Source organism: Xanthomonas translucens pv. cerealis (assembly GCF_006838285.1).
Taxonomy (GTDB): Bacteria; Pseudomonadota; Gammaproteobacteria; order Xanthomonadales; family Xanthomonadaceae; genus Xanthomonas_A; species Xanthomonas_A cerealis.
Map to the genome: position 1 here is coordinate 1,402,028 of NZ_CP038228.1, position 25,786 is coordinate 1,427,813.

The following is a 25,786-nucleotide window of genomic DNA, read 5'->3' on the forward strand; positions in this document are numbered from 1 at the left end:
GACGCAACGCCAGCTGCGCCGCCTCGCTGTTGATCGCCTCCACGCTGCTGCTCGGCGGCTGCAAGCCGGCGGCCGGCGCGCGGTGGCGGCCAGCTACAGCGGCACCGCTGCGCTGGAGGCGCGCGCCGAATCGCAGGTGGTGGCCAAGACCTCCGGCGTGGCGCTGGCGGTGCTGGCCGAGGAAGGCCAGCAGGTCCGCGCCGGGCAGCCGCTGGTGCGGCTGGACCCGGACCGCGCGCGGCTGGCGGTGGCGCAGAGCGAGGCGCAGCTGCGCAAGCTGGAGAACGACTACCGGCGCTTGCAGCGACTGGTCGGCCAGCAACTGGTCAGTGCCGCCGACGTCGACCAGATCAAGTACGACCTGGCCAACGTGCGCGCGCAGCATCAACTGGCGTCGCTGGAACTGTCCTACGCCACGGTGGTCGCGCCGATCTCCGGGGTGATCGCGTCGCGTTCGATCAAAACCGGCAACTTCGTGCAGATCAATACGCCGATCTTCCGCATCGTCGACGACTCGCGCCTTGAGGCCACGCTCAACGTGCCCGAGCGCGAGCTGGCCACGCTCAAGGCCGGGCAGCCGGTGACGCTGCTGGCCGATGCGTTGCCGGGCAAGCAATACCTGGGCAAGGTCGATCGCATCGCGCCGGTGGTGGATGCGGGCAGCGGCACGTTCCGCGTGGTGTGCGCCTTCGAAGAAGGGGCCGAAGCGTTGCAACCGGGTATGTTCGGGCGCATTCGCATCGACTACGACCAGCGCGCCGATGCGCTGGTGGTGCCGCGCCTGGCGCTGCTCGACGACGGCGAGCCGGCGGTGTTCCGGGTCAGCGCCGGCAAGGTGACGCGGGTGCCGGTCAAGCTGGGCTACGCCGAAGGCCCGTGGGCGGAGATCCGCGACGGCCTGCAGCCCGGCGATCAGGTGGTCACCGCCGGCAAGGTCGCCTTGCGCGACGGTAGCCGCGTGCAGGTGATCGCGCCGCAACGCGAGGTCGCCGAGGTCGCCGGCGGCGCCGCGGTCGGGGCGCGCTGATGACCAGCGCCGGTTCCGATCACGGCAGCGATCCGCACCACCACGCGCCGCCCGGCGTGCGCGGCGGCGGGCTGGTCGAATTCGCCACGCGCCGCCGCGTCACCATCGCGATGGCCACGGTCACGTTGCTGCTGTTCGGCGTGATCGCGCTGAACAGCCTCAAGGTCAATCTGTTGCCCGACCTGAGCTATCCGACCCTGACCGTGCGCACCGAGTACACCGGCGCTGCGCCGTCGGAGATCGAGACGCTGGTGACCGAGCCGGTCGAGGAAGCGGTCGGCGTGGTCAAGAACCTGCGCAAGCTCAAGTCGGTGTCGCGCACCGGGCAGAGCGACGTGGTGCTGGAGTTCGCTTGGGGCACCAACATGGACCGGGCCAGCCTGGAGGTGCGCGACAAGATGGAGGCGCTGGAGCTGCCGCTGGAAGCCAAGGCGCCGGTGCTGCTGCGCTTCAATCCCTCCACCGAACCGATCATGCGCCTGGTGCTGGCGAGCAAGGCGACGCCGGCCAGCGACGCCGATGCGGTACGCGCGCTGACCCAGCTGCGCCGCTACGCCGACGAAGACCTGAAGAAGAAGCTGGAGCCGGTGGCCGGCGTGGCCGCGGTCAAGGTCGGCGGCGGGTTGGAAGACGAGATCCAGGTCGATATCGACCAGCAGCGGCTGGCGCAGCTGAGCCTGCCGATCGACAACGTCATCGCCCGGCTCAAGGAAGAGAACATCAACATTTCCGGCGGGCGCCTGGAACAGGGCGCGCAGCGCTACCTGGTGCGCACGGTCAACCAGTTCGCCGACCTGGACGAGATCCGCAATCTGCTGCTGACCACCCAGGGCGCGGGCAGCAGCGCCGCCGACTCTGCGATGCAGCAGATGTACGCCATCGCCGCCTCGACCGGTTCGGAAGCGGCGCTGGCCGCGGCCTCGGCGGCGCAGAGCGCCTCGTCCAGTGCCACCACCACCATCGCCAACGGCATGCCGGTGCGGCTGAAGGACGTGGCGCAGGTGCGCCAGGGCTACAAGGAGCGCGAAGCGATCATCCGCCTGGGCGGCAAGGAAGCGGTGGAGTTGGCGATCTACAAGGAAGGCGACGCCAATACCGTGTCCACGGCGGCGGCGCTGCGCGAGCGCCTGGAACAGCTGCAGGCGCAGATCCCGCCGGACGTGGAACTGAATACGCTGGAAGACCAGTCGCGCTTCATCGAGCACGCCATCGGCGACGTCAAGAAGGATGCGGTGATCGGCGGCCTGCTGGCGATCCTGATCATCTTCCTGTTCCTGCGCGACGGCTGGAGCACGCTCGTGATCAGCCTGTCGTTGCCGGTGTCGATCGTAGCCACGTTCTTCTTCATGGGCCAGCTCGGGCTGAGCTTGAACGTGATGTCGCTGGGCGGCCTGGCGCTGGCCACCGGGCTGGTGGTGGACGATTCGATCGTGGTGCTGGAGAGCATCGCCAAGGCGCGCGAGCGCGGCTTTAGCATCCTCGATGCGGCGATCGCCGGCACCCGCGAGGTGAGCATGGCGGTGGTCGCTTCGACCCTGACCACGATCGCGGTGTTCCTGCCGCTGGTGTTCGTCGAGGGCGTGGCCGGGCAGTTGTTCCGCGACCAGGCCTTGACCGTGGCGATCGCCATCGCGATCTCGCTGGTGGTGTCGATGACGCTGATCCCGATGCTCAGTTCGCTGAAGGGGCGCCCGCCGCTAGCGTTCCCGGCCGAACCGGAACAGCCGCAGTGGCAGCCGCAGTGCGGTTGGCTGAAGCCGGTGGCATGGAGTCGGCGCGGCGCCGCCGCGGCGGTGCGTGGCGGTTTCTTCGGCGTGGCGTGGCTGGTGGTGCGGTTGTGGCGCGGCGGCGTGGCGGTGATCGCGCCGGTGATGCGCAAGGCCAGCGACCTGGCGATGGCGCCGTATGCGCGTGCCGAACGCGGCTATCTGCAGCTGCTGCCGGGCGCGTTGGCGCGGCCGTGGCACGTGCTTGGGCTGGCCGCGCTGGCGTTCGCGGCGACGCTGGCGGTGCTGCCGATGCTCGGCGCCGACCTGATTCCGCAGTTGGCCCAGGACCGCTTCGAGATGACGGTGAAGCTGCCGGCCGGCACGCCGTTGCGGCAGACCGATGCGCTGGTGCGCGAACTGCAGGAAACCCACGGCAAGGACGCCGGCGTGCAGGCGCTGTATGGCGTTAGCGGCAGCGGCACCCGGCTCGATGCCAGCCCAACCGAAAGCGGCGAGAACATCGGCAAGCTGACCATCGCCATGACCGGCGGCGGCAGCGCGCAGTTCGAGGCGCAGCAGAGCCAGCGCATGCGCGCGACGATGCGCCAGCATCCCGGCGTGCAGGTCGGTTTCAGCCGACCGGAACTCTTCAGCTTTTCCACGCCGCTGGAAATCGAGCTGCGCGGGCAGGACCTGGAGACGATCCAGCACGCCGGGCAGACGCTGACCGCGATGCTGCGCGGCAACGGCCACTATGCCGACGTCAAATCGACGGTGGAGGAGGGTTTCCCGGAAATCCAGATCCGCTTCGACCAGGAACGTGCCGGCGCGCTGGGCCTGACCACGCGGCAGATCGCCGACGTGGTGGTGAAGAAGGTGCGCGGCGACGTCGCTACCCGCTACAGCTTCCGCGACCGCAAGATCGACGTGCTGGTGCGCGCGCAGCGCAGCGATCGCGCCAGCGTCGACAGCATCCGCCGGCTGATCGTCAATCCGGGCAGCAGCAAGCCGGTAATGCTGGATGCGGTCGCCGACGTGGTCGCCACCACCGGGCCCAGCGAGATCCACCGCGCCGACCAGATCCGCGTGGCGATCGTGTCGGCCAACCTGCGCGGCATCGACCTGGGCGGCGCGATGCGCGAGGTGCAGGCCCTGGTCGCGCGCGAACCGCTCGGCGCCGGCGTCGGCATGCACATCGGCGGGCAGGGCGAGGAGCTGGCGCAGTCGGCCAGGTCGCTGCTGTTCGCGTTCGGTCTGGCGATCTTCCTGGTCTATCTGGTGATGGCCTCGCAGTTCGAATCGCTGCTGCATCCGTTCGTGATCCTGTTCACCATCCCGCTGGCGATGGTCGGCGCGGTGCTGGCGCTGCTGCTGACCGGCAAGCCTGTGTCGGTGGTGGTGTTCATCGGCCTGATCCTGCTGGTCGGGCTGGTGACCAAGAACGCGATCATCCTGATCGACAAGGTCAACCAGCTGCGCGAGGAGGGCGTGGCCAAGCGCGAGGCGCTGATCGAAGGCGCGCGCTCGCGGCTGCGTCCGATCATCATGACCACGCTGTGCACGCTGTTCGGCTTCCTGCCGCTGGCGCTGGCGCTGGCGCTGGCGTCGGGCGAGGGCGCCGGAGTGCGCGCGCCGATGGCGATCACCGTGATCGGCGGCCTGCTGGTGTCCACGCTGCTCACGCTGGTGGTGATCCCGGTGGTCTACGACCGCCTGGATCGCCGCGCCGACGGCTATTACGCCGAGCGCGGGCAGCGCGCGCGGCGGCGTCTGGAGGGGCTTGGTCACGGCGCAGGCGACGGCGCGGGTGAACCGGTATGAGCGTCGCCGAGTTCAGCATCCGCCGTCCGATCACCACCATCATGTGCTTCGTGTCGCTGGTGGTGGTCGGCTTGATCGCCGCGTTCCGGCTGCCGCTGGAGGCGCTGCCGGACATCTCCGCGCCATTCCTGTTCGTGCAGTTGCCGTACAGCGGCTCGACCCCCGACGAGGTCGAGCGCAACCTGGTGCGGCCGACCGAGGAAGCGCTGGCGACGATGACCGGGATCAAGCGCATGCGCTCGACCGCCACCGCCGACGGCGCCAACATCTTCATCGAATTCTCCGATTGGGACCGCGACATTGCCATCGCCGCCTCCGACGCGCGCGAGCGCATCGACGCGATCCGCGCCGACCTGCCTTCCGACCTGCAGCGTTACCAAGTGTTCAAGTGGTCCAGCAGCGACGAGCCGGTGCTGAAGGTGCGTCTGGCCGGCGCGGCCGACCTGACCGGCGCCTACGACATGCTCGACCGCGAGTTCAAGCGGCGCCTGGAACGCATCCCCGGCGTGGCCAAGGTGAAGGTGTCCGGCGCGCCGCCGAACGAGGTCGAGATCGCGATCGCACCGGACCGGCTCAGCGCGCATAACCTCAGCCTCAACGATCTCAGCGAGCGCCTGGGCAAGCTCAATTTCTCGCTGTCGGCCGGGCAGATCGACGACCATGGCCAGCGCCTGCGGGTGCAGCCGGTCGGCGAGCTGCGCGACCTGCAGGAACTGCGCGACCTGGTCATCGACCCCAAGGGCCTGCGCCTGGGCGACATCGCCGACATCCTGCTGAAACCGACCCGGATGAACTACGGCCGGCGCCTGGACGGGCGCCCGGCGGTGGGCCTGGACGTGTACAAGGAACGCAGCGCCAACCTGGTCGATGTCTCGCACGCGGTGCTGGACGAGGTCGAGCAGATCCGCACCCAGCCGGCGCTCAGCGACGTGCAGGTCAAGGTCATCGACAACCAGGGCAAGGCGGTGACCTCGTCGCTGAGCGAACTGGCCGAGGCCGGCGGGGTCGGCCTGCTGCTGTCGGTGACGGTGCTGTTCTTCTTCCTGCGCCACTGGCCGTCGACGCTGATGGTGACCCTGGCGATCCCGATCTGCTTCACCATCACGCTGGGCTTCATGTACTTCGCCGGGGTCACCCTCAACATCCTGACCATGATGGGCCTGCTGCTGGCGGTGGGCATGCTGGTGGACAACGCGGTGGTGGTGGTGGAGAGCATCTACCAGGAACGCGAACGCATGCCGGACCAGCCGCAGCTGGCGTCGATCATCGGCACCCGCAACGTGGCCATCGCGCTGTCGGCCGGCACCCTGTGCCATTGCATCGTGTTTGTGCCGAACCTGTTCGGCGAAACCAACAACATCAGCATCTTCATGGCGCAGATCGCCATTACCATCTCGGTGTCGCTGCTGGCCTCGTGGCTGGTGGCGGTGAGCCTGATCCCGATGCTGTCCGCGCGCATGCGTACGCCGGCGCTGGTGCGCTCCGAGCGCGGCCTGATCCAACGCCTGCAGCACCGCTATGCGCGGCTGCTGCGCTGGTCGCTGGCTCACCGCGGCTGGAGCGTGGCGGCGATCGCGCTGATCGCCGCGCTCAGCGTGCTGCCGATGCTGCAGATCAAGAAGGACATGTTCGGCGGCGACGGCGGCGAGCAGATCTTCATCGGCTACCAGTGGAAGGGCTCGTACACGCGCGAGCAGCTGTCCACCGAGGTCGCCAAGCTCGAACGCTTCATCGACGCGCGCCGCCAGCGTTACCACGTCACCCAGGTGTATTCGTGGTTCAGCGAGGTGGAAGGCAGCAGCACCACGCTGACCGTGGACCTGAAGCAGGTGCGCGACCTGCCTGCGCTGATCGAACAGATCCGAAAGGAGCTGCCGCGCTCGGCGCTGGCCGACTACAGCGTCGGCAGCAATGGCAACGGCAATGGGCAGGGCAGCGGCGCGCAGAGCGTGCAGGTGCAACTGGTCGGCGATTCCACCCAGACCCTGCGCGCGATCGCCGACGACGTGCTGCCGCTGCTGGCGCGGCGAAAGGAACTGCGCGACGTGCGCGTGGACATCGGCGATCGCACCACCGAACTGGCGGTGCGCGTGGATCGCGACCGCGCATCGGCGTTCGGCTTCAACGCCGAGCAGGTCGCCAGCTTCGTCGGCCTGGCGCTGCGCGGCGCCTCGCTGCGCGAGTTCCGCCGCGGTGACACCGAGGTGCCGGTGTGGGTGCGCTTCGCCGGCGCCGAGCAGACCACGCCCGAGGACCTGGACAGCTTCAACGTGCGCACCAAGGACGGGCGCAGCGTGCCGCTGTTGAGCCTGGTGGACGTGCAGACGCGACCGGCGGCGACCCAGATCGGGCGCACCAACCGCCAGACCACGCTGACCATCACCGCCAACCTCGGGGTCAAGGTCACCCCGGCGCAGGCCAAGCAGGCGATGCAGGACACGCTCAAGGGCGTCAGTTTCCCGGCCGGCTACCACTACAGTTTCGACGGCGCCGACGGCCAGGACGAGGACCAGGCCGGCAAGCAGATGCTGTTCAACCTGCTGATCGCGCTGCTGATGATCTACGTGGTGATGGCCGCGGTATTCGAATCGCTGCTGTTCCCGGCAGCGATCATGAGCGGCGTGCTGTTCTCGATCTTCGGCGTGTTCTGGCTGTTCTGGCTCAGCGGCACCAACTTCGGGATCATGGCCTTCATCGGCATCCTGGTGCTGATGGGCGTGGTGGTGAACAACGGCATCGTGATGATCGAGCACATCAACAACCTGCGCCGGCGCGGAATGGGCCGCACCGAAGCGCTGGTGGAAGGCTCGCGCGAGCGGCTGCGGCCGATCTTGATGACCATGGGCACCGCGATCCTGGCGATGGTGCCGATCTCGCTGACCACCACGCAGATGTTCGGCGACGGCCCGGCCTACTACCCGATGGCGCGCGCGATCGCCGGCGGCCTGGCGTTCTCCACGGTGGTCAGCCTGCTGTTCCTGCCGACCATCTACGCGATCCTCGACGACCTCAGCGGCGGCGTGGCGCACCTGGTGCGCCGCGCCCGCGGTGGCCGTAGTGTGGTGGTGCCGGAGGTGTCCTGACGAAGGCGACGGAATGGCTGGCGCGCTCGTCGCCTGCTGCATCGCGCGGAAAAACCTGTGGCAGGGGCTTCAGCCCCTCCCACAATGTTCAACGACATCGTAGTCATGCGATGGGGCAGGGCGCATGGCCCAGCCACCGTGCCGCGCTCAACCGGCCAGCTTGCCGAAGATGCGGAAACCCGCCAGCCACACGCCGATCATGCTGCCGAGGTTGGTCAGCAGGAAGGTCAGCACCACCCGCGAGACGCGGTTGCGGTACCAGCCGCGCAGGTTCTGCGCGTCGTCGCGCAGCGCCAGGAAGTCGCCGTACGCCGGCTTGCGCATATGCACCTCGACCAGTGCGCTGAACGCACCGGCGGGCACGCCGGGCCGGAACGGCTTCAGCGGCGCGGCGATGGCGCCAGCGATGATGCTCAGCGGATGGCCGCCGGCCAGCAGGCAGCCCAACCCGGCCAGGCCGCCGGTGAACAGCACCCATTGCAGCAGCAGGTCGGTGCCCAGCGCGAAGCCGCCACGCCAGTAGCCCCAGGCGACGCCGCCCAGCACCAGCGCGGTCAGGGTCAGGGTGATCCACGGAACCTTCTTCTTGGTCGGCACGTCTTCCAGCGCCTTGCGCAGCGTGGCCGGATCGTCCTGGTCGTCCTGCAGGTGCCTGGCCAGGCCGGCCAGATGGCCAGCGCCGACCACCGCAAGCACGTCGCGGATGCCATCGGCGCGTGCGGTCTCCAGATAGTCCGGGGTCGCGATCGGGGTCTGGCTGGGCGCTCTGCGCTGCGCGTGTTCCTCGCGCAGGCGCGTGGCCATGTAGTGGTCGCGCTCGGCGATGATGGTGTCGTACAGCGCCGGGCTTTCGCTGGCGAAGTCGCCGAAGCTGGCCTCGAGCATGTCGCCCTGCTTGAGCTTCTCGATCTCCGCCTCGCCGACCTCGTCGGAGGCGAACAGGCCGCCGAGCAGGCCGCTGCCGAGCTTGAGCTTGCCGAACAAGCCGAGCCGGCCGGAGGCGCGCTTGAAGGTCAGCCCGACCTCGCGGTCGATCAGGTACACCGGCAGTTGCCGTTCGCGCGCCAGCAGCACCGCGCGCTTGAGTTCGGCGCCGGGTTCGATCCCCAGTTGTTCGGCCAGGCGCCGCTGGTAGGCGGCCAGCGCCAGGTTCGCCGCGAACAATGCGACCCGGCCCTTGCGGATCACCTGCACCAGATCGAGCTTGGTCAGCGCGTCCGGGTCGGTCAGCGCCTGAAGCCGTTGCGGGTCCAGTTCGACCGCGACCGCATCGAAGCGGCCGCTGTCGATCGCCCGTTCCACCGCGGCGACGCTGGCCAGCGACACATGCGCGGTGCCGAGCAGGGTGTAGCGCACGCCATCGCGCTCGACGATGCGGTACGGCTGGCCGGCGAACAGCGCGTCGTCGCCGGCCTGGGAAAGTTCGTTCATTCCATCACTCATCGGAGGGCGCCTGATCGGCGCCGGGGTGCGGCAGGTAGTGCATCTGCTGCCTGTGCAGCGGCTCAGTCGATGTAACGCTTCAGCAGGTCGCCATAGGCGTCGATGCGGCGGTCGCGCAGGAACGGCCAGATCCGCCGTACGTGCTCGCTGCGCTGCAGGTCCACGTCGCAGACCAGCACGGTCGGTTCGGCGCCGGCTTCGGCGATGAACTCGCCCTGCGGGCCGAGCACGTGGCTATTGCCCCAGAACTGGATGCCGGCCGCGCCCACCACGCCATCGGCCGCCAGCGGCGAGGCTTCGTGGCCGACCCGGTTGCAGCTGAGCACCGGCACGCCGTTGGCGACGGCATGGCCTCGGTGGCTGAGGATCCAGGCGTCGCGCTGGCGCTCCTGCTCGGCTTGCTCGTCGCTGGGATCCCAGCCGATCGCGGTCGGATACAGCAACAGTTCGGCGCCGGCCAGCGCCATCAGCCGCGCCGCTTCCGGATACCACTGGTCCCAGCACACCAGCACGCCCAGGCGCCCGGCCGAGGTCTGGATCGGGGTGAAGCCGAGATCGCCCGGGGTGAAATAGAACTTCTCGTAGAAGCCCGGATCGTCCGGAATATGCATCTTGCGGTACTTGCCAAGCAGGCTACCGTCCTTCTCGAACACCACCGCGGTGTTGTGGTACAGACCGGCCGCGCGGCGCTCGAACAGCGAGCCGACCAACACCACGCCATGGCGCTTGGCCAGCGCGCCGAGGCGCTCGGTGCTGGGGCCGGGGATCGGCTCGGCCAGATCGAATTCGTCCACCGACTCGTGCTGGCAGAAGTAGGCGCCGTTGTGCAGTTCCTGCAGCAGCACCAGCTGCGCGCCCTGCGCCGCGGCCTCGGCCACGCGCGATTCGATGACCGCCAGATTCGCCGCGGCATCGCCATGGTTGCGCTCCTGGATCAGCGCGACGGAAAGAGTGTTTCGGCTCATTGCGGAAGGATGGTCGGCGAAAGCGCGCATGGTAACGCGGATGGCGCCGCGGCAGGTTCCCGGCAGATGAATGCCGCCCGGCGCGCTGCGGCCCTGTTCCGGTGGCTCGGCGCTGGAGGCGCCAGCACCATGCGACGCCGAATTCGGTCCGTTGCCTGGGTTCCACAGAAGAACCGGAATTCCGCCGTTCTGCCGCCATCGCCGCCTCGGGAGCGGCGATGGTGGCGGCGCGCATGGCGATTGCTGCGCGTCGATGCAACCCGGCGAACGCCTGCCGTCATTGTGTACGCCTTCGCCCAGCGAACGCGGCTCAGGCCGCCAGCACGCCCTCGGGCAACTGCATGGTGATGCAGTGCAGGCTGCCGTTCTGCCAGATCAGCGCGCGGCACGGAATCGGCACGATCTCATGCTGCGGGAACGCCTGCGCCATCACCGCCTGCGCCTGCGCATCGGCGGCATCGCCGTAGGCCGGCATCAGCACCGCGCCGTTGACGATCAGGAAGTTGGCGTAGGACGCGGCCAGGCGCCGGCCGTGATCGAGCACCGGCTGCGCCCACGGCAGCGGGAACAGTCGGTACGGGCGACCGTCGGCGGTACGCAGCGCCGCCAGTTCGGCGCCCATCGCCTGCAGCTCGGCGTAGTGCGAATCGTCGGCGTCGTCGCAGGCCTGGTAGACGATCGCGTCTTCGCTGGCGAAGCGGGCGAGGGTGTCGATATGCGCGTCGGTGTCGTCGCCTTCCAGGTAGCCGTGGTCCAGCCACAGCACCCGCTGCTGCGCCAGCCAGTCGCCCAGGTCGCGGCTCAGCGATTCGCGCGAGCGCTGCGGATGGCGTTCGTGCAGGCACTGCCAGGTGGTCAGCAGGGTGCCGGCGCCGTCGCTGTCGATCGCGCCGCCTTCCAGCGCGAAATCGATGCTGCGCACATCGCTGTCGGCAAACAGCCGCTGCGCCGCCAGCGCGCTCACCAGCTGGTCGTCGCGGCTGGCCTGGAACTTGCCGCCCCAGCCGGTGAAGCGAAAGTCCAGCAACTGGAAACCGCCGCCGGCGCGGGCCAGGGTGATCGGGCCGGAATCGCGCAGCCAGGTGTCGTCGTACTCGGCTTCGACGAACCGCACGCGCTGCATGTCCACCCGCGCCGAGCGCAGCCGCGCCTCGGCGTAGATCTGCAGATCGGCATCGGCGACGCAGATCAGTACACGCTGATAGCGGACGATCGCCGCAACCAGCGCGATATAGGTTTCCTCGACCTCGGCCAGGCGCTCGGCCCAGTCGGTGCCGGCGTGCGGCCAGGCGATCAGGATGGCGGACTGGGGCTCCCATTCCGCGGGAAGGCGAAGGCGATCAGTCATTGCGACCACTACTCAGGTGCTGCCCGCCGAAGCCAGGCTGTTATTTAAGTCCTCGCACATGGATGTGCGGGCTCTTGCGAAGGATTCGCATAAATCGGGATCTTGCGAGGGACTCGCATATTTGAATCCCTGCACATGGATGTGCAGGCTCTTGCGAGGGACTCGCACTACCGAATTGCAGGCTTGGGCCCAACCTCGTTGGCATCGGCCTTGTTGGCCACCACATCCACTACCTTGTGCTTCTCGAAGTACACGGTGAAGGCCGGATACACCCAGCGGTTGATTGTCGGCCACTGTCGCTTCTGCCCGCCGCGCGGTTCCAGCTTCGACTGCGGAGCGCCGTAGCGCGACTCGACCTCGCCCATGCTGAGCCCGCGCGCCGGCATCGCCGCCACGGGTTCTTGCTTGATCCGCTCCACCAGCAGGGTCTCGGCGCGGGCGCCCGCAGCCAGGCCCAGGACGAGCAGCAGCGGCAGTACGGACAGACGGTGCTTCATCACGGTGTGCTCCCCAGAGGACGAACGGCGATTACAGCAAATTTCGGCAACAAAAAACCGCCCGAAGGCGGCTTTCGTCGATGACCCGCAACCGTGCGCGCGGTGCCGCAGCGCGGGCCGTCGTCGGATCAGCGCTGGCGAGCCTTGAAACGCGGGTTCGTCTTGTTGATCACAAAGACCTTGCCACGGCGGCGGACCACCTTGCAGTCGCGGTGACGGGCCTTCGCCGACTTCAGGGAGGACAGGACTTTCATGGCACACCTCGGCGTAAACTTGTGGAGTTGGAGAAGGAGACGGCGTGGCGAAACCACGTCGCTGGATCAGTAAGCCGGCGAGTATAGCCTGGTTTTCTTCATGGTTTCAACTGCTTGCGCCAGCATGGCCGGTGTCGGGGCTACAATGCGCGCGCCCCCCGTCCGAGGAACCGCATGAACGACCCCGCTCCCGTCCTGACCATCGATGGCCCTTCCGGGGCCGGCAAAGGCACCGTCAGCCGCATCGTCGCCGCCAGGCTGGGCTGGCATTACCTGGATTCGGGCGCACTGTACCGGGCGGTCGGCGTGGCCGCCAGCTGGGCCAACCTGGACATTTCCGACGCCGCGGCGCTGGTGCGCTGCACCTTCGATACCCATGTCAGCTTCGAGGACGTGGCCGGCGGCGGCTTGCGGGTCAGGATCAACGAGGTCGACGCCACCGACGAGCTGCGGCTGGAGACCACCGGTGCGGTGGCCTCGGCGATCGCCGCGATCCCGGAGGTGCGCTCGGCGCTGAAGCAGCGCCAGCGCGCGTTCCGGCGCCTGCCGGGGCTGGTCGCCGACGGCCGCGACATGGGCACGGTGATTTTCCCGGACGCCCCGTACAAGGTGTTCCTGACCGCCAGCGCCGAAGAGCGCGCCATGCGCCGGCATAACCAGTTGAAGGAAAAAGGAGTTTCGGTTATATTTGGCGACCTGCTGCGCGAGATCATGGCCCGCGACGCACGCGATGCCCAACGTTCGGTGGCGCCCCTGAGGCCGGCAGACGATGCCGTCCTCCTCGACACCACCGGCATGGACATCGAACAGGTGGTCGGCCGCGTCCTGGAATTGCTTCCCGTCTGATGGTCGCGCCGGGAGTAGGGCAGCAGTAGGGCGCCGCTTCGGTGCCATCCAGGCGAGTTGCACCGCAGTGCGCTTCACCCGTAATGCCGCAATACCGTTGTTCCACGCTCCGCCGCGCAATGTCGCGCTGCGGTTTTTCCCATTTCACACCCGGCCGCGGTTTGGGCCGACTAACCAGGTGGGCAGTTCGCAGTTTCCAGAAGAAACGCCCTGTCCGTGTGTCCACTAGAGTAATTTCAAATGACCGAATCTTTTGCCGAACTGTTCGAAGCCAGTCAAACCAATCTGGCCAAGCTGAAGCCGGGCTCCATCGTCACCGGCGTCGTCGTGGAAGTCCGCGGCGACGTGGTGGTGATCAACGCCGGCCTGAAGTCCGAAGGCATCGTGCCGATCGAACAGTTCCGTAACGACGCTGGCGAGATCGACGTCGCCGAAGGCGACCTGGTCAAGGTCGCCCTCGACTCGCTCGAGAACGGCTTCGGCGAAACCGTGTTGTCGCGCGAGAAGGCCAAGCGCGCGATGGTGTGGGACGAGCTGGAAGAAGCGTTGGAAAAGAACGAGACCATCACCGGTCGTATCAGCGGCAAGGTCAAGGGTGGTTTCACCGTGGACATCAAGGATGTCCGCGCGTTCCTGCCGGGTTCGCTGGTCGATGTGCGCCCCGTGCGCGACCCGGCCTACCTGGAAGGCAAGGAGCTGGAGTTCAAGCTCATCAAGCTGGACCGCAAGCGCAACAACGTGGTGGTCTCGCGTCGCGCGGTGGTCGAGAGCGAGCACTCGGAAGAGCGCGAGCAGCTGATGGACAAGCTGCAGGAAGGCGCGATCCTGAAGGGCGTGGTCAAGAACCTGACCGACTACGGCGCGTTCGTGGACCTGGGCGGCATCGACGGCCTGCTGCACATCACCGACATGGCCTGGAAGCGCGTGCGCCATCCGTCCGAAGTCGTCAACGTCGGCGACGAGCTGGACGTGCGCGTACTGAAGTTCGACCGCGAGCGCAACCGCGTTTCGCTGGGTCTGAAGCAGCTGGGCGAGGATCCGTGGGACAACATCGCGCGTCGTTACCCGGCCAACAGCCGCGTGTACGGCAAGGTCTCCAACGTCACCGATTACGGCGCGTTCGTCGAGATCGAGCCGGGCGTGGAAGGCCTGGTGCACGTGTCCGAGATGGATTGGACCAACAAGAACGTCAACCCGTCCAAGGTCGTGCAGGTCGGCGACGAGGTCGAGGTCATGGTCCTGGACGTGGACGAGGAGCGTCGCCGCATCTCGCTGGGCATGAAGCAGGTCGCCGCCAATCCGTGGGAGACCTTCGCCGCCACCCACAAGAAGAACGACAAGGTGTCCGGCCAGATCAAGTCGATCACCGACTTCGGCATCTTCATCGGCCTGGACGGCGGTATCGACGGCCTGGTGCACCTGTCGGACATCAGCTGGAACACCACCGGCGAAGACATCGTGCGCAACTTCAAGAAGGGCGACACGCTGGAAGCGGTGGTGCTGGCGGTGGATCCGGAGCGCGAGCGCATCAGCCTGGGCGTCAAGCAGCTGGAGCAGGATCCGTTCGGCCAGTACATGGCTGCCAACCCGAAGGGTTCGAAGGTCGAGGGCGTTGTCCGTGAAGTGGACGCCAAGGGCGCCGCCATTGATCTGGCCGACGGCATCGAGGGCTACGTCGCCGCGCGCGACATCGCCAACGAGCGCGTCGACGATGCGACCCAGCACCTGAAGGTCGGCGACAAGATCGAAGCCAAGTTCGTGGGCATGGACCGCAAAGGCCGCATCCTGCAGTTGTCGATCAAGGCCAAGGACGATGCCGAAATGCGCGAAGTGCTGGAGGAATACCAGTCCGCGTCGGGCGGCACCACCCAGCTGGGCGCGCTGCTGCGTGCGCAGTTGAACGGCAACAAGTCCGAGTAATCCGCCACACGCAGCGTTTCTGGCACGGCCCGGTCGATCCGGGCCGTGCCGGGTTGCGACCCCACCGCACGAATCCGAATGACCAAGTCCGAACTGATCGAAATCCTGGCGCGCAAGCAGGCGCATCTGAAGGCGGACGACGTCGATCTGGCGGTGAAATCGCTGTTGGAGATGATGGGCGGTGCGCTGTCCGGCGGGGACCGCATCGAGATCCGCGGTTTCGGCAGTTTTTCCCTGCATTACCGGCCGCCACGCCTGGGACGCAATCCCAAGACGGGCGAGTCCGTCGCGCTTCCCGGCAAGCATGTGCCGCATTTCAAGCCAGGCAAGGAATTGCGCGAACGCGTCAGCGGCGTCGTTCCGGTCGAGTCCGACACGCCCTGATACGCCCCGCGCCTGCGTCGTCGCGTCCCGGACTTTTCCGGAACCCACGCTTGTTCGGCTAATCTAGTGTCTCCCGGCGCTGGAGAGCTTCATGAAAATTGTTCGTCTGCTGCTATTGCTGCTGTTCCTGTTGGCCGGCTTGGTCATCGGATCGCTGAATTCGCAGCAGATCGTCATCAATTTCGGTTTCACCGGCATCAACACCACCTCCGGCATTGCCATCATCGTCTCGCTGTGCGCCGGCGTGGTGATCGGCGCGGCGCTGATACTGGCCACGTTGGTGATCCCGCTGTACGCCAAGCTGCGCCGCGCCAACAAGGCCGCGATCGCCGCTGCCGCACCGGCCGTCGCGCCGGTACCGACCTATCCCCCGCCTGTGGACGGACGCTGATCTTCGATGGACTTCCTGACCGAGTGGTTCTGGTTCTTCCTGTTCCTGCCATTGGCGGCGCTGAGCGGATGGGTGATCGGTCGCCGTGGCGGCCAACGCCATGGCGACACGCAGGTCAGCCGGCTTTCCAGCACCTATTTCCGCGGCCTGAACTATCTGCTCAACGAAGAGCCGGACAAGGCGATCGAGCTGTTCCTGCACATCGCCGAACTGGACAAGGAAACCTTCGAGACCCAGGTCGCGCTCGGTCACCTGTTCCGCCGTCGCGGTGAAGTGGATCGGGCGATCCGCCTGCACCAGGGCCTGGTGCAGCGCGCCGACCTCAGCGATCCGCAACGCGTGCAGGCCTTGCTGGCACTGGGCGAGGACTACATGAAGTCCGGCCTGCTGGATCGGGCCGAGACCGTGTTCACCGAGCTGGCACAGATCGACCAGCGCGCGCCGCAGGCGCTCAAGCACTTGATCGGTATCTACCAGGCCGAGCGCGAATGGGAAAAGGCAATCGACAACGCCACCCGCTACGAAGACGTGACCGGCGAGCCGATGGGCAAGCTGATCGCGCAGTTCGAATGCGAGCTGGCCGACCGCTACCGCGCCTCCGGCAAGCCCGAGCTTGCGCGGGCGGCGATCGCACGCGCCTACCAGGCCGACGCCACCTCGGTGCGCGCAGGCATCCTGGAAGGACGCATCGACGTGGACGACGGCAACGACGAGGCCGCGATCCGCGCCTTCGAACGTGCCGCGCGCCACGATCCGGACTACCTGCCGGAGATCATGCCGGCACTGATGGACTGCTACCGTCGCGGCAACGATCTCAGCGGCGCGCGCGCCTTCCTGTCGGAAATGACCGAGCACTACCGCGGCATCGCCCCAGTGCTGGCGCTGACCCGGTTGATGGAATCGCAGGAAGGCGTGTCCGCGGCACGCGCCTACCTCGGGCGGCAGCTGAAGGACCGGCCTTCGGTCCGCGGCGAATCGGCATTGATCGACCTGACCCTGGCCGAGGGCGCCGATTCGACCGCCACCCTGCAGGATCTCAAGCACATCACCGACCAGTTGCTGGTGCGCAATCCCAGCTATCGCTGCACGCGCTGCGGTTTCGGCGCCCGCACCCACCACTGGCAATGTCCGAGTTGCAAGGAGTGGGGCACGGTCAAGCCGCTGCTCAACTACGCGGTGGTGTAGGTGCCGGTCGCAGGATGGGCGCTGCTCGCGGCGCTGGCGGCGTTCAGCGCGGTCGGAACCTGGTTGTCGCGCCGCTATGCGCTCAAGCGCAAGCTGATGGACGCGCCCGGCGAGCGGCGCAGCCATACGGTGGCGACGCCGCGCGGCGGCGGTGTGGCGATCGTTGCCGCGGTACTGGCGGCCTGCGCGTATGCGGCGGCGCTGTGGCCGCAGCAGGGCATGGCCATCGCGGCGTTCGCTGGCGGGCTGATGCTGGTCGCCGGCATCGGCTGGTGGGACGATCACCGCCCGCTGTCGGCCGCGCTGCGGCTGCTGGTACATGCGCTGGCCGCCACCCTGCTGGCCGGACTCGTCTACCGATCGCAGCACAATCCCTGGCTGACCGCGTTGACCTGGCTGGCGACGATCTCGCTGATCAACATCTGGAACTTCATGGACGGCATCAATGGCCTGGCGACCAGCCAGGCGATGCTGGTGGCGTTGGGCTTCGCCTGCCTGCTGCCCGCGCCGTTGCGCTGGCCGTGCTGGGTGCTGATCGTGGCCTGTGCCGGCTTCCTGCCGTTCAACTATCCGCGTGCACGCATTTTCCTCGGCGACGTCGGCAGTGGGGCGCTGGGATACTTGGTCGCCGCGTTGTTCGCACTGTGCACCCGCGTGAGCCACCTCACTCCATGGTTGCTGCTGATACCAATTTCCGCATTCGCCATCGACGCCGGCTTCACGCTGCTGTCGCGCATGCTCGCTGGCGAACGTTGGTGGCAACCGCATGCGCAACATTTTTACCAGCGTTGGGTACATACAGGCAGGAGCCACACGCTTGTGACCTTCGCCTATGCCCTGTTCAGCATTGTCGCGATTACAATTGCCTGGTTAGGTGAAACGTTGCAAACCGCGGGGCAGGCTGGGTTGGCGCTTGCCTGGTATGCATTGGCGAGTGCGCTTTGGCTGACTTTGCGCAAGGGACTGTGCTGAACTCTCATGGATAACTGATGCTATCGACCCGCGACCGTCTGACCGAGCTGTTCCCCAAGGCCTCCGTGGTGGTGCACGATCTTGTGATCGTGTGGATCTGCTGGCAGTTGCTGCATGCGGCGCGTTACACGATGCTGGCCGGCGAGCATCCCTTGCCCTTGTGGAATCTCAATACCGTCATCGTGCTGGTGGCGCAGGGCCTGGTGTTCTGGAAGGTCGGCCTGTACCGCGGGCTGTGGCGCTTCGCCAGCGTTCCGGATCTGTTGAATATCTTCAAGGCCAGTTTCTATGGCCTGGTCGCGATCGTGCTGGGGCTGGCATATAGCCGCTTCGATGCCATTCCGCTGTCGGTGCTGATGGTGTATCCGTTCGCGCTGTCGGCGCTGCTCGGCGCGCCGCGGCTGCTGTACCGCGCCTGGAAGGACTACCAGATCGCCCATTCGGACGTGACCGCGCGGCGCGTGCTGATCGTCGGCGCCGGCCGTGCGGCCGAGGCGCTGGTGCGCGACCTGCGCCGTTCCGGCGCCTATCATCCGGTCGGCTTCGTCGACGATGCCGGCCATCTGCACGGCGCCAAGCTGCAGGGCCTGCCGATCCTGGGCCGGATCGACGAAGCCGGCGCGATCGCCAAGGAAACCGCGGCCAAACTGCTGGTCATCGCGATCCCGTCGCTGGATGCGACCGGCATGCAGCGGGTGGTGGCGATCTGCGAAAGCACCGGGCTGCCGTTCCGGACCGTGCCGCGCCTGCTCGACGTGCTCGAAGGCCACTATCTGCCTGGCGAACTGAAGGAGGTTGCGATCGAGGACCTGCTTGGGCGCAAGCCGGTGACCCCGGACTGGAAGTTGATCAATGCCTGGTTATCCGGGCGCACGGTGATGGTGACCGGTGCCGGCGGGTCGATCGGTTCGGAGCTGTGCCGGCAGTGCGCGCGCCATGGCGCGCGCAAAGTGGTGCTGCTGGAGATCGACGAACTGGCGTTGATCACCATCCACGCCGATCTGCACCGCACCTTTCCGGATCTGGAGATCGAGTGCGTGCTGGGCGACTGCGGCGATCCGGCGGTGACCCGCCATGCGATGCGCATCGCCGAGCCGGATGCGGTGTTCCATGCCGCCGCCTACAAGCAGGTGCCGCTGCTGGAGAAGCAGTTCCGCGAGGCGGTCCGCAACAACGTGCTTGCCACCGAGAACGTGGCGCGCGCCTGCGTCGCCGCCAAAGTCTCGACCTTCGTGTTTATCTCCACCGACAAGGCGGTCAATCCGGTCAACGTGCTCGGCGCTTCCAAGCGCTATGCGGAGATGGTGTGCCAGTCGCTGGACGACCAGACCGTGGGTACGCGTTTCGTCACCGTGCGCTTCGGCAACGTGCTGGATTCGGCCGGCAGCGTGGTGCCGCTGTTCCGCGAGCAGATCCGCCAGGGCGGCCCGGTCACCGTGACCGATCCGCAGGTGACCCGGTATTTCATGACCATTCCCGAGGCCTGCCAGTTGATCGTGCAGGCCGCCGCGTCGGCGTCGCATGGCGCGATCTATACGCTGGACATGGGCGAACCGGTGCCGATCCGTCTGCTCGCCGAGCAGATGATCCGCCTGGCCGGCAAGCAGCCCGGTCGCGACATCGCCATCGTCTACACTGGGCTGCGTCCGGGCGAGAAGCTGCACGAAACCTTGTTTTATTCCGACGAGAACTATCGTCCCACCTCGCATCCGAAGATCCTCGAGGCCGGCGCACGCACGTTCTCGCGCGAGAACGTGTTGCAGGGCCTGCAGCAATTGCGCGCCGCCGTGGCCGAATACGACAGCGATAGCATCGAAAAAGTGCTGCGCACGACAATGCCCGAGTTCTCGCCGCTGCGACAACAAGCTGGTCAGGATAGCTCCGCTACAATTGTTCCCTTCCCCGCACGCGAGGCAAGAAGGCTCTGATGAGCAAGAGAATCCGCAAGGCAGTTTTCCCGGTTGCAGGTCTGGGTACCCGCTTCCTCCCCGCCACCAAGACGGTGCCCAAGGAAATGCTGCCGATCATCGATCGGCCGTTGATCCAGTACGCCGTGGACGAGGCGATCGAGGCCGGTTGCGACACCCTCATTTTCGTCACCAACCGCTACAAGCATGCGGTTGCGGACTATTTCGACAAGGCCTACGAGCTGGAACAGAAGCTCGAACGCGCCGGCAAGCTCGAGCAGCTGGAACTGGTGCGCCACGTGCTGCCCAATGGGGTGCGCGCGATCTTCGTGACCCAGGCCGAAGCGCTCGGCCTCGGCCATGCGGTGCTGTGCGCCAAGCCGATCATCGGCGACGAGCCGTTCGCGGTGCTGCTGCCCGACGACCTGATCTGGAACCGCGGCCCCGGCGCGTTGGCGCAGATGGCCGACGTGGCCGAGCGCTCCGGCGCCAGCGTGATCGCCGTGCAGGACGTGCCGCACGAGAGCACTGGCAGCTACGGCATCGTCGCCACCGAGGCGTTCGACGGCAGCGAAGGCAAGATCACCGCGATCGTCGAGAAGCCCAAGCCGGCCGATGCGCCGAGCGACCTGGCCGTGGTCGGCCGCTACGTGCTCAGTTCCAAGATCTTCGATCTGCTGGAAAAGACCGTGCCGGGGGCCGGTGGCGAGATCCAGCTGACCGACGCGATCGCCACGCTGATCGAGAGCGATCCGGTGCATGCCTACCGCTTCGAGGGTACCCGCTTCGACTGCGGCACCCATATCGGCCTGATCGAGGCGACCATCCGCTATGCGCTGGAGCACGAGAAGCTGAGCAAGCCCGCGCAGGACATGATGCGTCGTGCGCTGGCCGACGTGGACGCCGGCAGCAAGTAAACGCACGGCGAGGCTGCCGAAGCGCGCGGGTCCACCGCGTTGCGTGCGGGGTTCGGCAGCGCAACCGCCGATGCAAGAAAAAGGGCAGCCCAGGCTGCCCTTTTTCGTTGCCCAAACGCGCAGCTCAGAGCGCTTCGATGATGCCCGCCGCCCCCATGCCGGTGCCGATGCACATGGTGACCATGCCGTACTTCTGCTGGCGGCGGCGCAGGCCGTGCACCAGCGTGGCGGTGCGGATCGCACCGGTGGCGCCGAGCGGATGGCCGAGCGCGATCGCGCCGCCAAGCGGATTGACCTTGGACGGGTCCAGGCCGCTGTCGCGGATCACCGCCAGCGACTGCGCGGCGAAGGCTTCGTTGAGCTCGATCCAGTCGATCTGGTCCTTGCTCAGCCCGGCCTGCTTGAGCGCCTTGGGAATCGCCGCGATCGGGCCGATGCCCATCACTTCCGGGCGCACGCCGGCGACCGAGAAGCTGACGAAGCGGGCGAGGGGGGTCAACCCGTAGTCCTTGATCGCCTGCTCGGAGGCCAGCAGCACCGCGCCGGCGCCGTCGCTCATCTGCGAGGAGTTGCCGGCGGTGACGCTGCCGCCGAACTGGCCGTTGCGGAACACCGGGCGCAGCTTGGCCAGGCCTTCGATCGAGCTGTCCGGGCGCGGACCTTCGTCGGTATCGACCAGGCGCTTGCGCAGCGCGATGACGTTGCCGGCCAGGTCGGGCTGGTGCGACAGGATCTCGTACGGGCTGATCTCTTCGCGGAACTCGCCGGCGGCGATCGCGGCGATGGCCTTCTGGTGCGAGGCGAGCGCGAACGCGTCCTGGTCCTCGCGCGACACCTTCCATTCCTCGGCCACCTTCTCGGCGGTGATGCCCATGCCATAGGCGATGGCGACGTGATTGTCGGCGAACACGCTTGGCGACAGCGCGACCTTGTTGCCCATCATCGGCACCATCGACATCGACTCGGTGCCGCCGGCCAGCATCAGGTCGGCGTTGCCCAGGCGGATCTGGTCCGCGGCCAGCGCCACGGCCTGGATGCCGGAGGAGCAGAAGCGGTTGATGGTCTGCCCAGCCACCGAATTTGGCAGCCCGGCCAGCAGCACGCCGATGCGCGCCACGTTCATGCCTTGCTCGCCCTCGGGCATCGCGCAGCCGATGATCGCATCGTCGATGCGCGAAGGGTCGATGCCCGGCGCCTGCGCGACCACCGCGCGCAACACGTGCGCCAGCATTTCGTCCGGACGGGTATTGCGGAACACGCCCTTGGGCGCCTTGCCGACCGGGGTGCGGGTGGCGGCGACGATGTAGGCGTCTTGGATTTGTCTGGTCATTTGGGGAGTCTCGAATGGCTGGAAGTTTGCTGGTTCGGGGCCGGTCCCCGGTCCCTGGTCCCGGCTTCAATCAGTTCCTCAACGGCTTACCCGTCTTGAGCATGTGCCCGATCCGCGCCTGGGTCTTTTCCTGCTGGGCCAGTTCGACGAAGTGCTTGCGCTCGAGTTTGAGCAGCCATTCCTCGTCCACCAGCGCGCCGCGATCGATTTCGCCGCCGCATAGCACGGTGGCGATGCGGGTGGCGATCTCGTAGTCGTAGTCGCTGATGAAGCGGCCTTCTAACATGTTGACCAGCAGCATCTTGAAGGTGGCGATGCCGACGTCGCCGGCAACCTGGATGCGGCGTGCCGGCAGCGGCGGGCGGTAACCGCTCTCGGCCAGCGCGCGCGCTTCGGCCTTGGCGATGTACAGCGCCTCGTAGCTGTTGAACACGACCTTGTCGGTGCCGCGCAGCAGGCCCAGTTCCTTGGCGTTGACCGCCGAGGTGGAAACCTTGGCCATCGCCACGGTCTCGAAGGTCTTCTTCAGCTCGGCGAACACGTCGCCGCCCGGACCGGCCGCCTGCGAGGCGCGCACCGCGATCTCCTTCAGGCCGCCGCCGGCCGGCAGCAGGCCGACGCCGGCCTCGACCAGGCCGATGTAGCTCTCCAGTGCAGCCACGGTCTTGGCGCTGTGCATCTGGAATTCGCAGCCGCCGCCCAGGGCCAGGCCGCGTACTGCCGCGACCACCGGCACCAGCGAATACTTGATGCGCTGGCTGGTGGCCTGGAAGTTGGCGACCATCGCCTCGAACGCATCGACCTTGCCCGCCTGCAGCAGGCCCAACGCGCCAGCCAGGTCGGCGCCGGCGGAGAAGGGTTCCTTGTGCTGCCAGAGCACCAGGCCCTTGAAGCCTTGCTCGGCGCGGCCGACCGCTTCCTGCAGGCCGTCGAGCACTTGGTCGGACACGGTATTCATCTTGGTCTTGAAGCTGACCACGGCGATGTCGTCGCCGTCGTGCCACAGGCGCAGGCCGTCGTTCTCGAACACGGTCTCGCCCGGCGCGAATGTCTCGCCCAGCAGCGGATCGGGGAAGCGCTGGCGCTGGTACACCGGCAGCGCTGAACGCGGCAGTTTGGCATGGCGCGCCGGGCTGTAGCTGCCCTCGGCGGCGTGCACGCCGTCGCGGCCGTCGAACACCCAGTCCGGCAGCGGCGCGCTGGACATGGCCTTGCCGGCCACGATGTCGTCGGCGATCCACTGCGCCACCTGCTTCCAGCCGGCGGCCTGCCAGGTCTCGAACGGGCCCAGCGACCAGCCGTAGCCCCAGCGGATCGCCAGATCAACGTCGCGCGCGGTTTCGGCGATGTCGGCCAGATGGTAGGCGCTGTAGTGGAACAGGTCGCGGAACGTCGCCCACAGGAATTGAGCCTGCGGATGCTGGCTCGCGCGCAGCTTGGCGAACTTCTCCGCGGGGTTCTTGATCTTCAGGATCTCGACCACTTCCGGCGCCGCGCTGCGGTCTGCCGGGCGGTAGTCCTGCTTCTGCAGATCCAGCACCACGATGTCCTTGCCGACCTTGCGGAAGATGCCGGCGCCGACCTTCTGGCCGAGCGCGCCCTTGGCGATCAGCGCGTCCAGCCACTTCGGCGAGGCGAAATACTGGTGCCACGGATCGTTCGGCAGGGTGTCGGCCATGGTCTTGATGACATGGGCCATGGTGTCCAGGCCGACCACGTCGGAGGTACGGTAGGTCGCCGATTTCGGCCGCCCGACCAGCGGGCCGGTCAGCGCGTCCACTTCGTCGAAACCCAGGCCGGATTGCGCGGTGTGGTGGATGGTGGACAGGATCGAGAACACGCCAATGCGGTTGCCGATGAAGTTCGGGGTGTCCTTGGCGTAGACCACGCCCTTGCCCAGGGTGCTGACCAGGAACGCTTCCAGGCCTTCCAGCACAGCGGCGTCGGTACCCTTGGCCGGGATCAGCTCGGCCAGGTGCATATAGCGCGGCGGGTTGAAGAAATGCACGCCGCAGAAGCGGTGGCGCAGTTGTTCAGGCAGCACGTCGGACAGCGCGTTGATGCCCAGCCCGGAGGTGTTGGAGGCCAGTACCGCGTGATCGGCCACGAACGGGGCAATCTTCTTGTAAAGGTCCTGTTTCCAGTCCATGCGCTCGGCGATGGCTTCGATGATCAGGTCGCAGCCGCGCAGCTGCTCCAGGCCGGAGGCGTAGTTGGCCGGCGTGATCGCCTCGGCCAGGGTGGGGCTGGCGAGCGGGGCAGGGCTCAGCTTGGTCAGGTTGGCGATGGCCTTGAGCACGACGCCGTCGGGGTGGCCGTCCTTGGCGGGAAGATCGAACAGCACGGTGTCGACGCCGGCGTTGGTCAGGTGCGCAGCGATCTGCGCGCCCATCACGCCCGCACCCAGGACGGCAGCACGGCGGACTAGCAGGGGGGTGGACATAGCGATCAGCCTCTGTAGGTCAACGATTGCGGGATATGGTCGGAACGGTTGTTGCGGAATCAGGGCGCGCTGCGGCCAGGAAGCCGGCCTCGGCGAAGCGGATCAGTTCGCGCGCGGCATGGGCGCGATGCGCGCTTTCGCTGACCCCGGCGGGACGCTTGATCAGGCCGAAGTCGGCCATGGCGTAGGTCAGCGCGCCGGCCAGGAAGTCCAGGCGCCAGTAAAGCTCTTCCTTGCTCAGTTCGGGCGCGCAGACGGCGATGGCCTTGCCGAATTCGCGCAGCACGTGGCCGTAGTGGTCGGACAGGAACTGGCGCAGGCTGTCGTTCTTTTCGGCATAGGCGCGGGCGATCACGCGCACGAAGGCGCCGCCGCTCTGGCGGTCCTGGGCCATCGCCAGCGCCGGCTCCACGAATGCGGCCAGCACCGGCCCGAGTTGGCCCGGATGCATGCGCTGTGCGGTTTCCAGCTGTGCCAGGCGCGCCGCGGTCATCTCGTCCATGCGCCGCCGGAACACCTCGTTGACCAGGTTTTCCTTGGAACCGAAGTGGTAGTTCACCGCGGCGATGTTGACGTCGGCCTGGCTGGTGACCTGGCGCAGCGACGTGCCGGAAAAGCCGTGCTGGGCGAACAGTTCCTCGGCCACGCTGAGGATGCGGTCCTTGGTCGAAAAGTGCGCTTGCTTTGCCATACGGCCGCCAGAATCAATCAAACGATTGTTTGAGTCTAGGCCTGGTATCCGCCCACGTCATGCTGCAATGCAGCACGATTCTGCAGGCGGTCGTGCAAAGCCCATTGCGATTGGATAGAATTGTCGATCGCAATTCTGGCTAAGCCCGCGTTTTGACGCGGGTTTTTTTCATGTTAACCTCGGGCCAACTGATCTAGTGGCCCGCCCAACGGAGAACTTCCCATGGCGCTGGAGCGCACCCTGTCCATCATCAAGCCCGATGCCGTCGCCAAGAACGTCATCGGCGAGATCTATTCCCGCTTCGAGAAGGCCGGCCTGAAGGTTGTGGCCGCCAAGTACAAGCAGCTGTCACGCCGCGAGGCCGAGGGCTTCTACGCCGTGCATCGCGAGCGTCCTTTCTTCAACGCGCTGGTCGAGTTCATGATCTCCGGCCCGGTGATGATCCAGGCGCTGGAAGGCGAGAACGCCGTGGCCGCGCACCGCGACCTGCTCGGTGCCACCAATCCGAAGGACGCCGCGCCCGGCACCATCCGCGCCGATTTCGCCGACTCGATCGACGCCAACGCCGCGCACGGTTCCGATTCTGTCGAGAACGCCGCCAATGAAGTGGCGTATTTCTTCGCCGCCACCGAAGTGGTTTCGCGCTAAGAGGT

At 67.0% G+C, this 25,786-nt stretch carries 19 protein-coding genes and 1 pseudogene; 12 read left to right on the top strand and 8 right to left on the bottom strand.

Annotated features, from left to right (window positions below; all coding sequences use genetic code 11):
• The first annotated feature begins 29 nt into the window (after nucleotides 1-29).
• The 3 genes and pseudogenes from E4A48_RS06220 (at nucleotide 30) to E4A48_RS06230 (ending at nucleotide 7,640) form a co-directional block, all read left to right on the top strand.
• A pseudogene (locus E4A48_RS06220) lies at nucleotides 30-1,027 on the top strand (efflux RND transporter periplasmic adaptor subunit).
• The gene (locus E4A48_RS06225) at nucleotides 1,027-4,557 is read left to right on the top strand and encodes an efflux RND transporter permease subunit (protein WP_185910724.1); all 3,531 of its coding nucleotides are present in this window, start codon (nucleotides 1,027-1,029) and stop codon (nucleotides 4,555-4,557) included. Before E4A48_RS06220 ends, E4A48_RS06225 begins: the two are co-directional and overlap by 1 nt.
• Nucleotides 4,554-7,640 carry an efflux RND transporter permease subunit gene (locus E4A48_RS06230; protein WP_039009762.1) on the top strand — a complete coding sequence of 1,029 codons (3,087 nt, stop codon included), beginning with the start codon at nucleotides 4,554-4,556 and terminating at the stop codon, nucleotides 7,638-7,640. Before E4A48_RS06225 ends, E4A48_RS06230 begins: the two co-directional genes overlap by 4 nt.
• Nucleotides 7,641-7,787: 147 nt before the next feature.
• Here E4A48_RS06230 and E4A48_RS06235 read toward each other — a convergent pair whose 3' ends face one another.
• The 5 genes from E4A48_RS06235 to ykgO form a co-directional block, all read right to left on the bottom strand.
• Nucleotides 7,788-9,083 carry a TraB/GumN family protein gene (locus tag E4A48_RS06235; protein WP_039009764.1) on the bottom strand — a complete coding sequence of 432 codons (1,296 nt, stop codon included), beginning with the start codon at nucleotides 9,081-9,083 and terminating at the stop codon, nucleotides 7,788-7,790.
• Nucleotides 9,084-9,145: 62 nt separating this feature from the next.
• Nucleotides 9,146-10,048: a carbon-nitrogen hydrolase gene (locus E4A48_RS06240; protein WP_039009766.1), complete on the bottom strand. Its 903-nt coding sequence runs from the start codon at nucleotides 10,046-10,048 to the stop codon at nucleotides 9,146-9,148.
• A gap of 310 nt (nucleotides 10,049-10,358) precedes the next feature.
• Nucleotides 10,359-11,396 (bottom strand): agmatine deiminase family protein, encoded by a 1,038-nt coding sequence (locus E4A48_RS06245; protein ID WP_039009768.1) that lies wholly within the window; start codon nucleotides 11,394-11,396, stop codon nucleotides 10,359-10,361.
• A 167-nt stretch (nucleotides 11,397-11,563) separates the two neighbouring features.
• The gene (locus E4A48_RS06250; protein WP_039009770.1) at nucleotides 11,564-11,893 is read right to left on the bottom strand and encodes a hypothetical protein; all 330 of its coding nucleotides are present in this window, start codon (nucleotides 11,891-11,893) and stop codon (nucleotides 11,564-11,566) included.
• Nucleotides 11,894-12,021: 128 nt separating this feature from the next.
• Entirely contained in the window at nucleotides 12,022-12,147 is a 126-nt protein-coding gene (gene ykgO, locus E4A48_RS06255; protein WP_003468676.1) for a type B 50S ribosomal protein L36, read from the bottom strand.
• Between the two features lie 174 nt (nucleotides 12,148-12,321).
• On the opposite strand from ykgO, the gene cmk reads away from it, so the two are divergent.
• The 8 genes from cmk to galU all read left to right on the top strand — a co-directional run bounded on the left by cmk (nucleotide 12,322) and on the right by galU (nucleotide 20,669).
• Nucleotides 12,322-12,993 (top strand): (d)CMP kinase, encoded by a 672-nt coding sequence (cmk, locus tag E4A48_RS06260; protein ID WP_039009773.1) that lies wholly within the window; start codon nucleotides 12,322-12,324, stop codon nucleotides 12,991-12,993.
• 240 nt (nucleotides 12,994-13,233) lie between these two features.
• Nucleotides 13,234-14,913, top strand: a complete 1,680-nt coding sequence (rpsA, locus tag E4A48_RS06265) for a 30S ribosomal protein S1 (RefSeq protein WP_039009775.1) — start codon at nucleotides 13,234-13,236, stop codon at nucleotides 14,911-14,913.
• 78 nt (nucleotides 14,914-14,991) lie between these two features.
• Nucleotides 14,992-15,297: an integration host factor subunit beta gene (locus E4A48_RS06270; RefSeq protein WP_003468670.1), complete on the top strand. Its 306-nt coding sequence runs from the start codon at nucleotides 14,992-14,994 to the stop codon at nucleotides 15,295-15,297.
• Between the two features lie 91 nt (nucleotides 15,298-15,388).
• Complete coding sequence (locus E4A48_RS06275; protein ID WP_039009777.1) at nucleotides 15,389-15,688, top strand: LapA family protein; 300 nt, start codon at nucleotides 15,389-15,391, stop codon at nucleotides 15,686-15,688.
• Between the two features lie 6 nt (nucleotides 15,689-15,694).
• A complete protein-coding gene (gene lapB, locus E4A48_RS06280; protein WP_039009779.1) occupies nucleotides 15,695-16,873 on the top strand; it encodes a lipopolysaccharide assembly protein LapB in 1,179 nt (392 codons plus the stop codon).
• Complete coding sequence (locus E4A48_RS06285) at nucleotides 16,874-17,845, top strand: MraY family glycosyltransferase (RefSeq protein ID WP_142742061.1); 972 nt, start codon at nucleotides 16,874-16,876, stop codon at nucleotides 17,843-17,845. It begins immediately after the preceding gene.
• A gap of 17 nt (nucleotides 17,846-17,862) precedes the next feature.
• Entirely contained in the window at nucleotides 17,863-19,773 is a 1,911-nt protein-coding gene (locus E4A48_RS06290) for a polysaccharide biosynthesis protein (RefSeq protein WP_039009782.1), read from the top strand.
• Complete coding sequence (gene galU, locus E4A48_RS06295) at nucleotides 19,773-20,669, top strand: UTP--glucose-1-phosphate uridylyltransferase GalU (protein WP_039009784.1); 897 nt, start codon at nucleotides 19,773-19,775, stop codon at nucleotides 20,667-20,669. Before E4A48_RS06290 ends, galU begins: the two co-directional genes overlap by 1 nt.
• A 124-nt stretch (nucleotides 20,670-20,793) precedes the next feature.
• Here the strand turns inward: galU and E4A48_RS06300 are convergent, their stop codons facing one another.
• The 3 genes from E4A48_RS06300 to E4A48_RS06310 form a co-directional block, all read right to left on the bottom strand.
• Nucleotides 20,794-21,999 (bottom strand): acetyl-CoA C-acyltransferase, encoded by a 1,206-nt coding sequence (locus E4A48_RS06300; protein ID WP_058196095.1) that lies wholly within the window; start codon nucleotides 21,997-21,999, stop codon nucleotides 20,794-20,796.
• A 70-nt stretch (nucleotides 22,000-22,069) separates the two neighbouring features.
• Complete coding sequence (locus tag E4A48_RS06305; protein ID WP_142742062.1) at nucleotides 22,070-24,442, bottom strand: 3-hydroxyacyl-CoA dehydrogenase/enoyl-CoA hydratase family protein; 2,373 nt, start codon at nucleotides 24,440-24,442, stop codon at nucleotides 22,070-22,072.
• Between the two features lie 19 nt (nucleotides 24,443-24,461).
• On the bottom strand, nucleotides 24,462-25,133 hold the full coding sequence (locus E4A48_RS06310) for a TetR/AcrR family transcriptional regulator (protein WP_039009791.1): 672 nt from the start codon (nucleotides 25,131-25,133) through the stop codon (nucleotides 24,462-24,464).
• 222 nt (nucleotides 25,134-25,355) lie between these two features.
• Between E4A48_RS06310 and ndk the strand changes: the two genes are divergently transcribed.
• Complete coding sequence (gene ndk / locus E4A48_RS06315) at nucleotides 25,356-25,781, top strand: nucleoside-diphosphate kinase (protein ID WP_002812972.1); 426 nt, start codon at nucleotides 25,356-25,358, stop codon at nucleotides 25,779-25,781.
• Nucleotides 25,782-25,786: the final 5 nt, after the last annotated feature.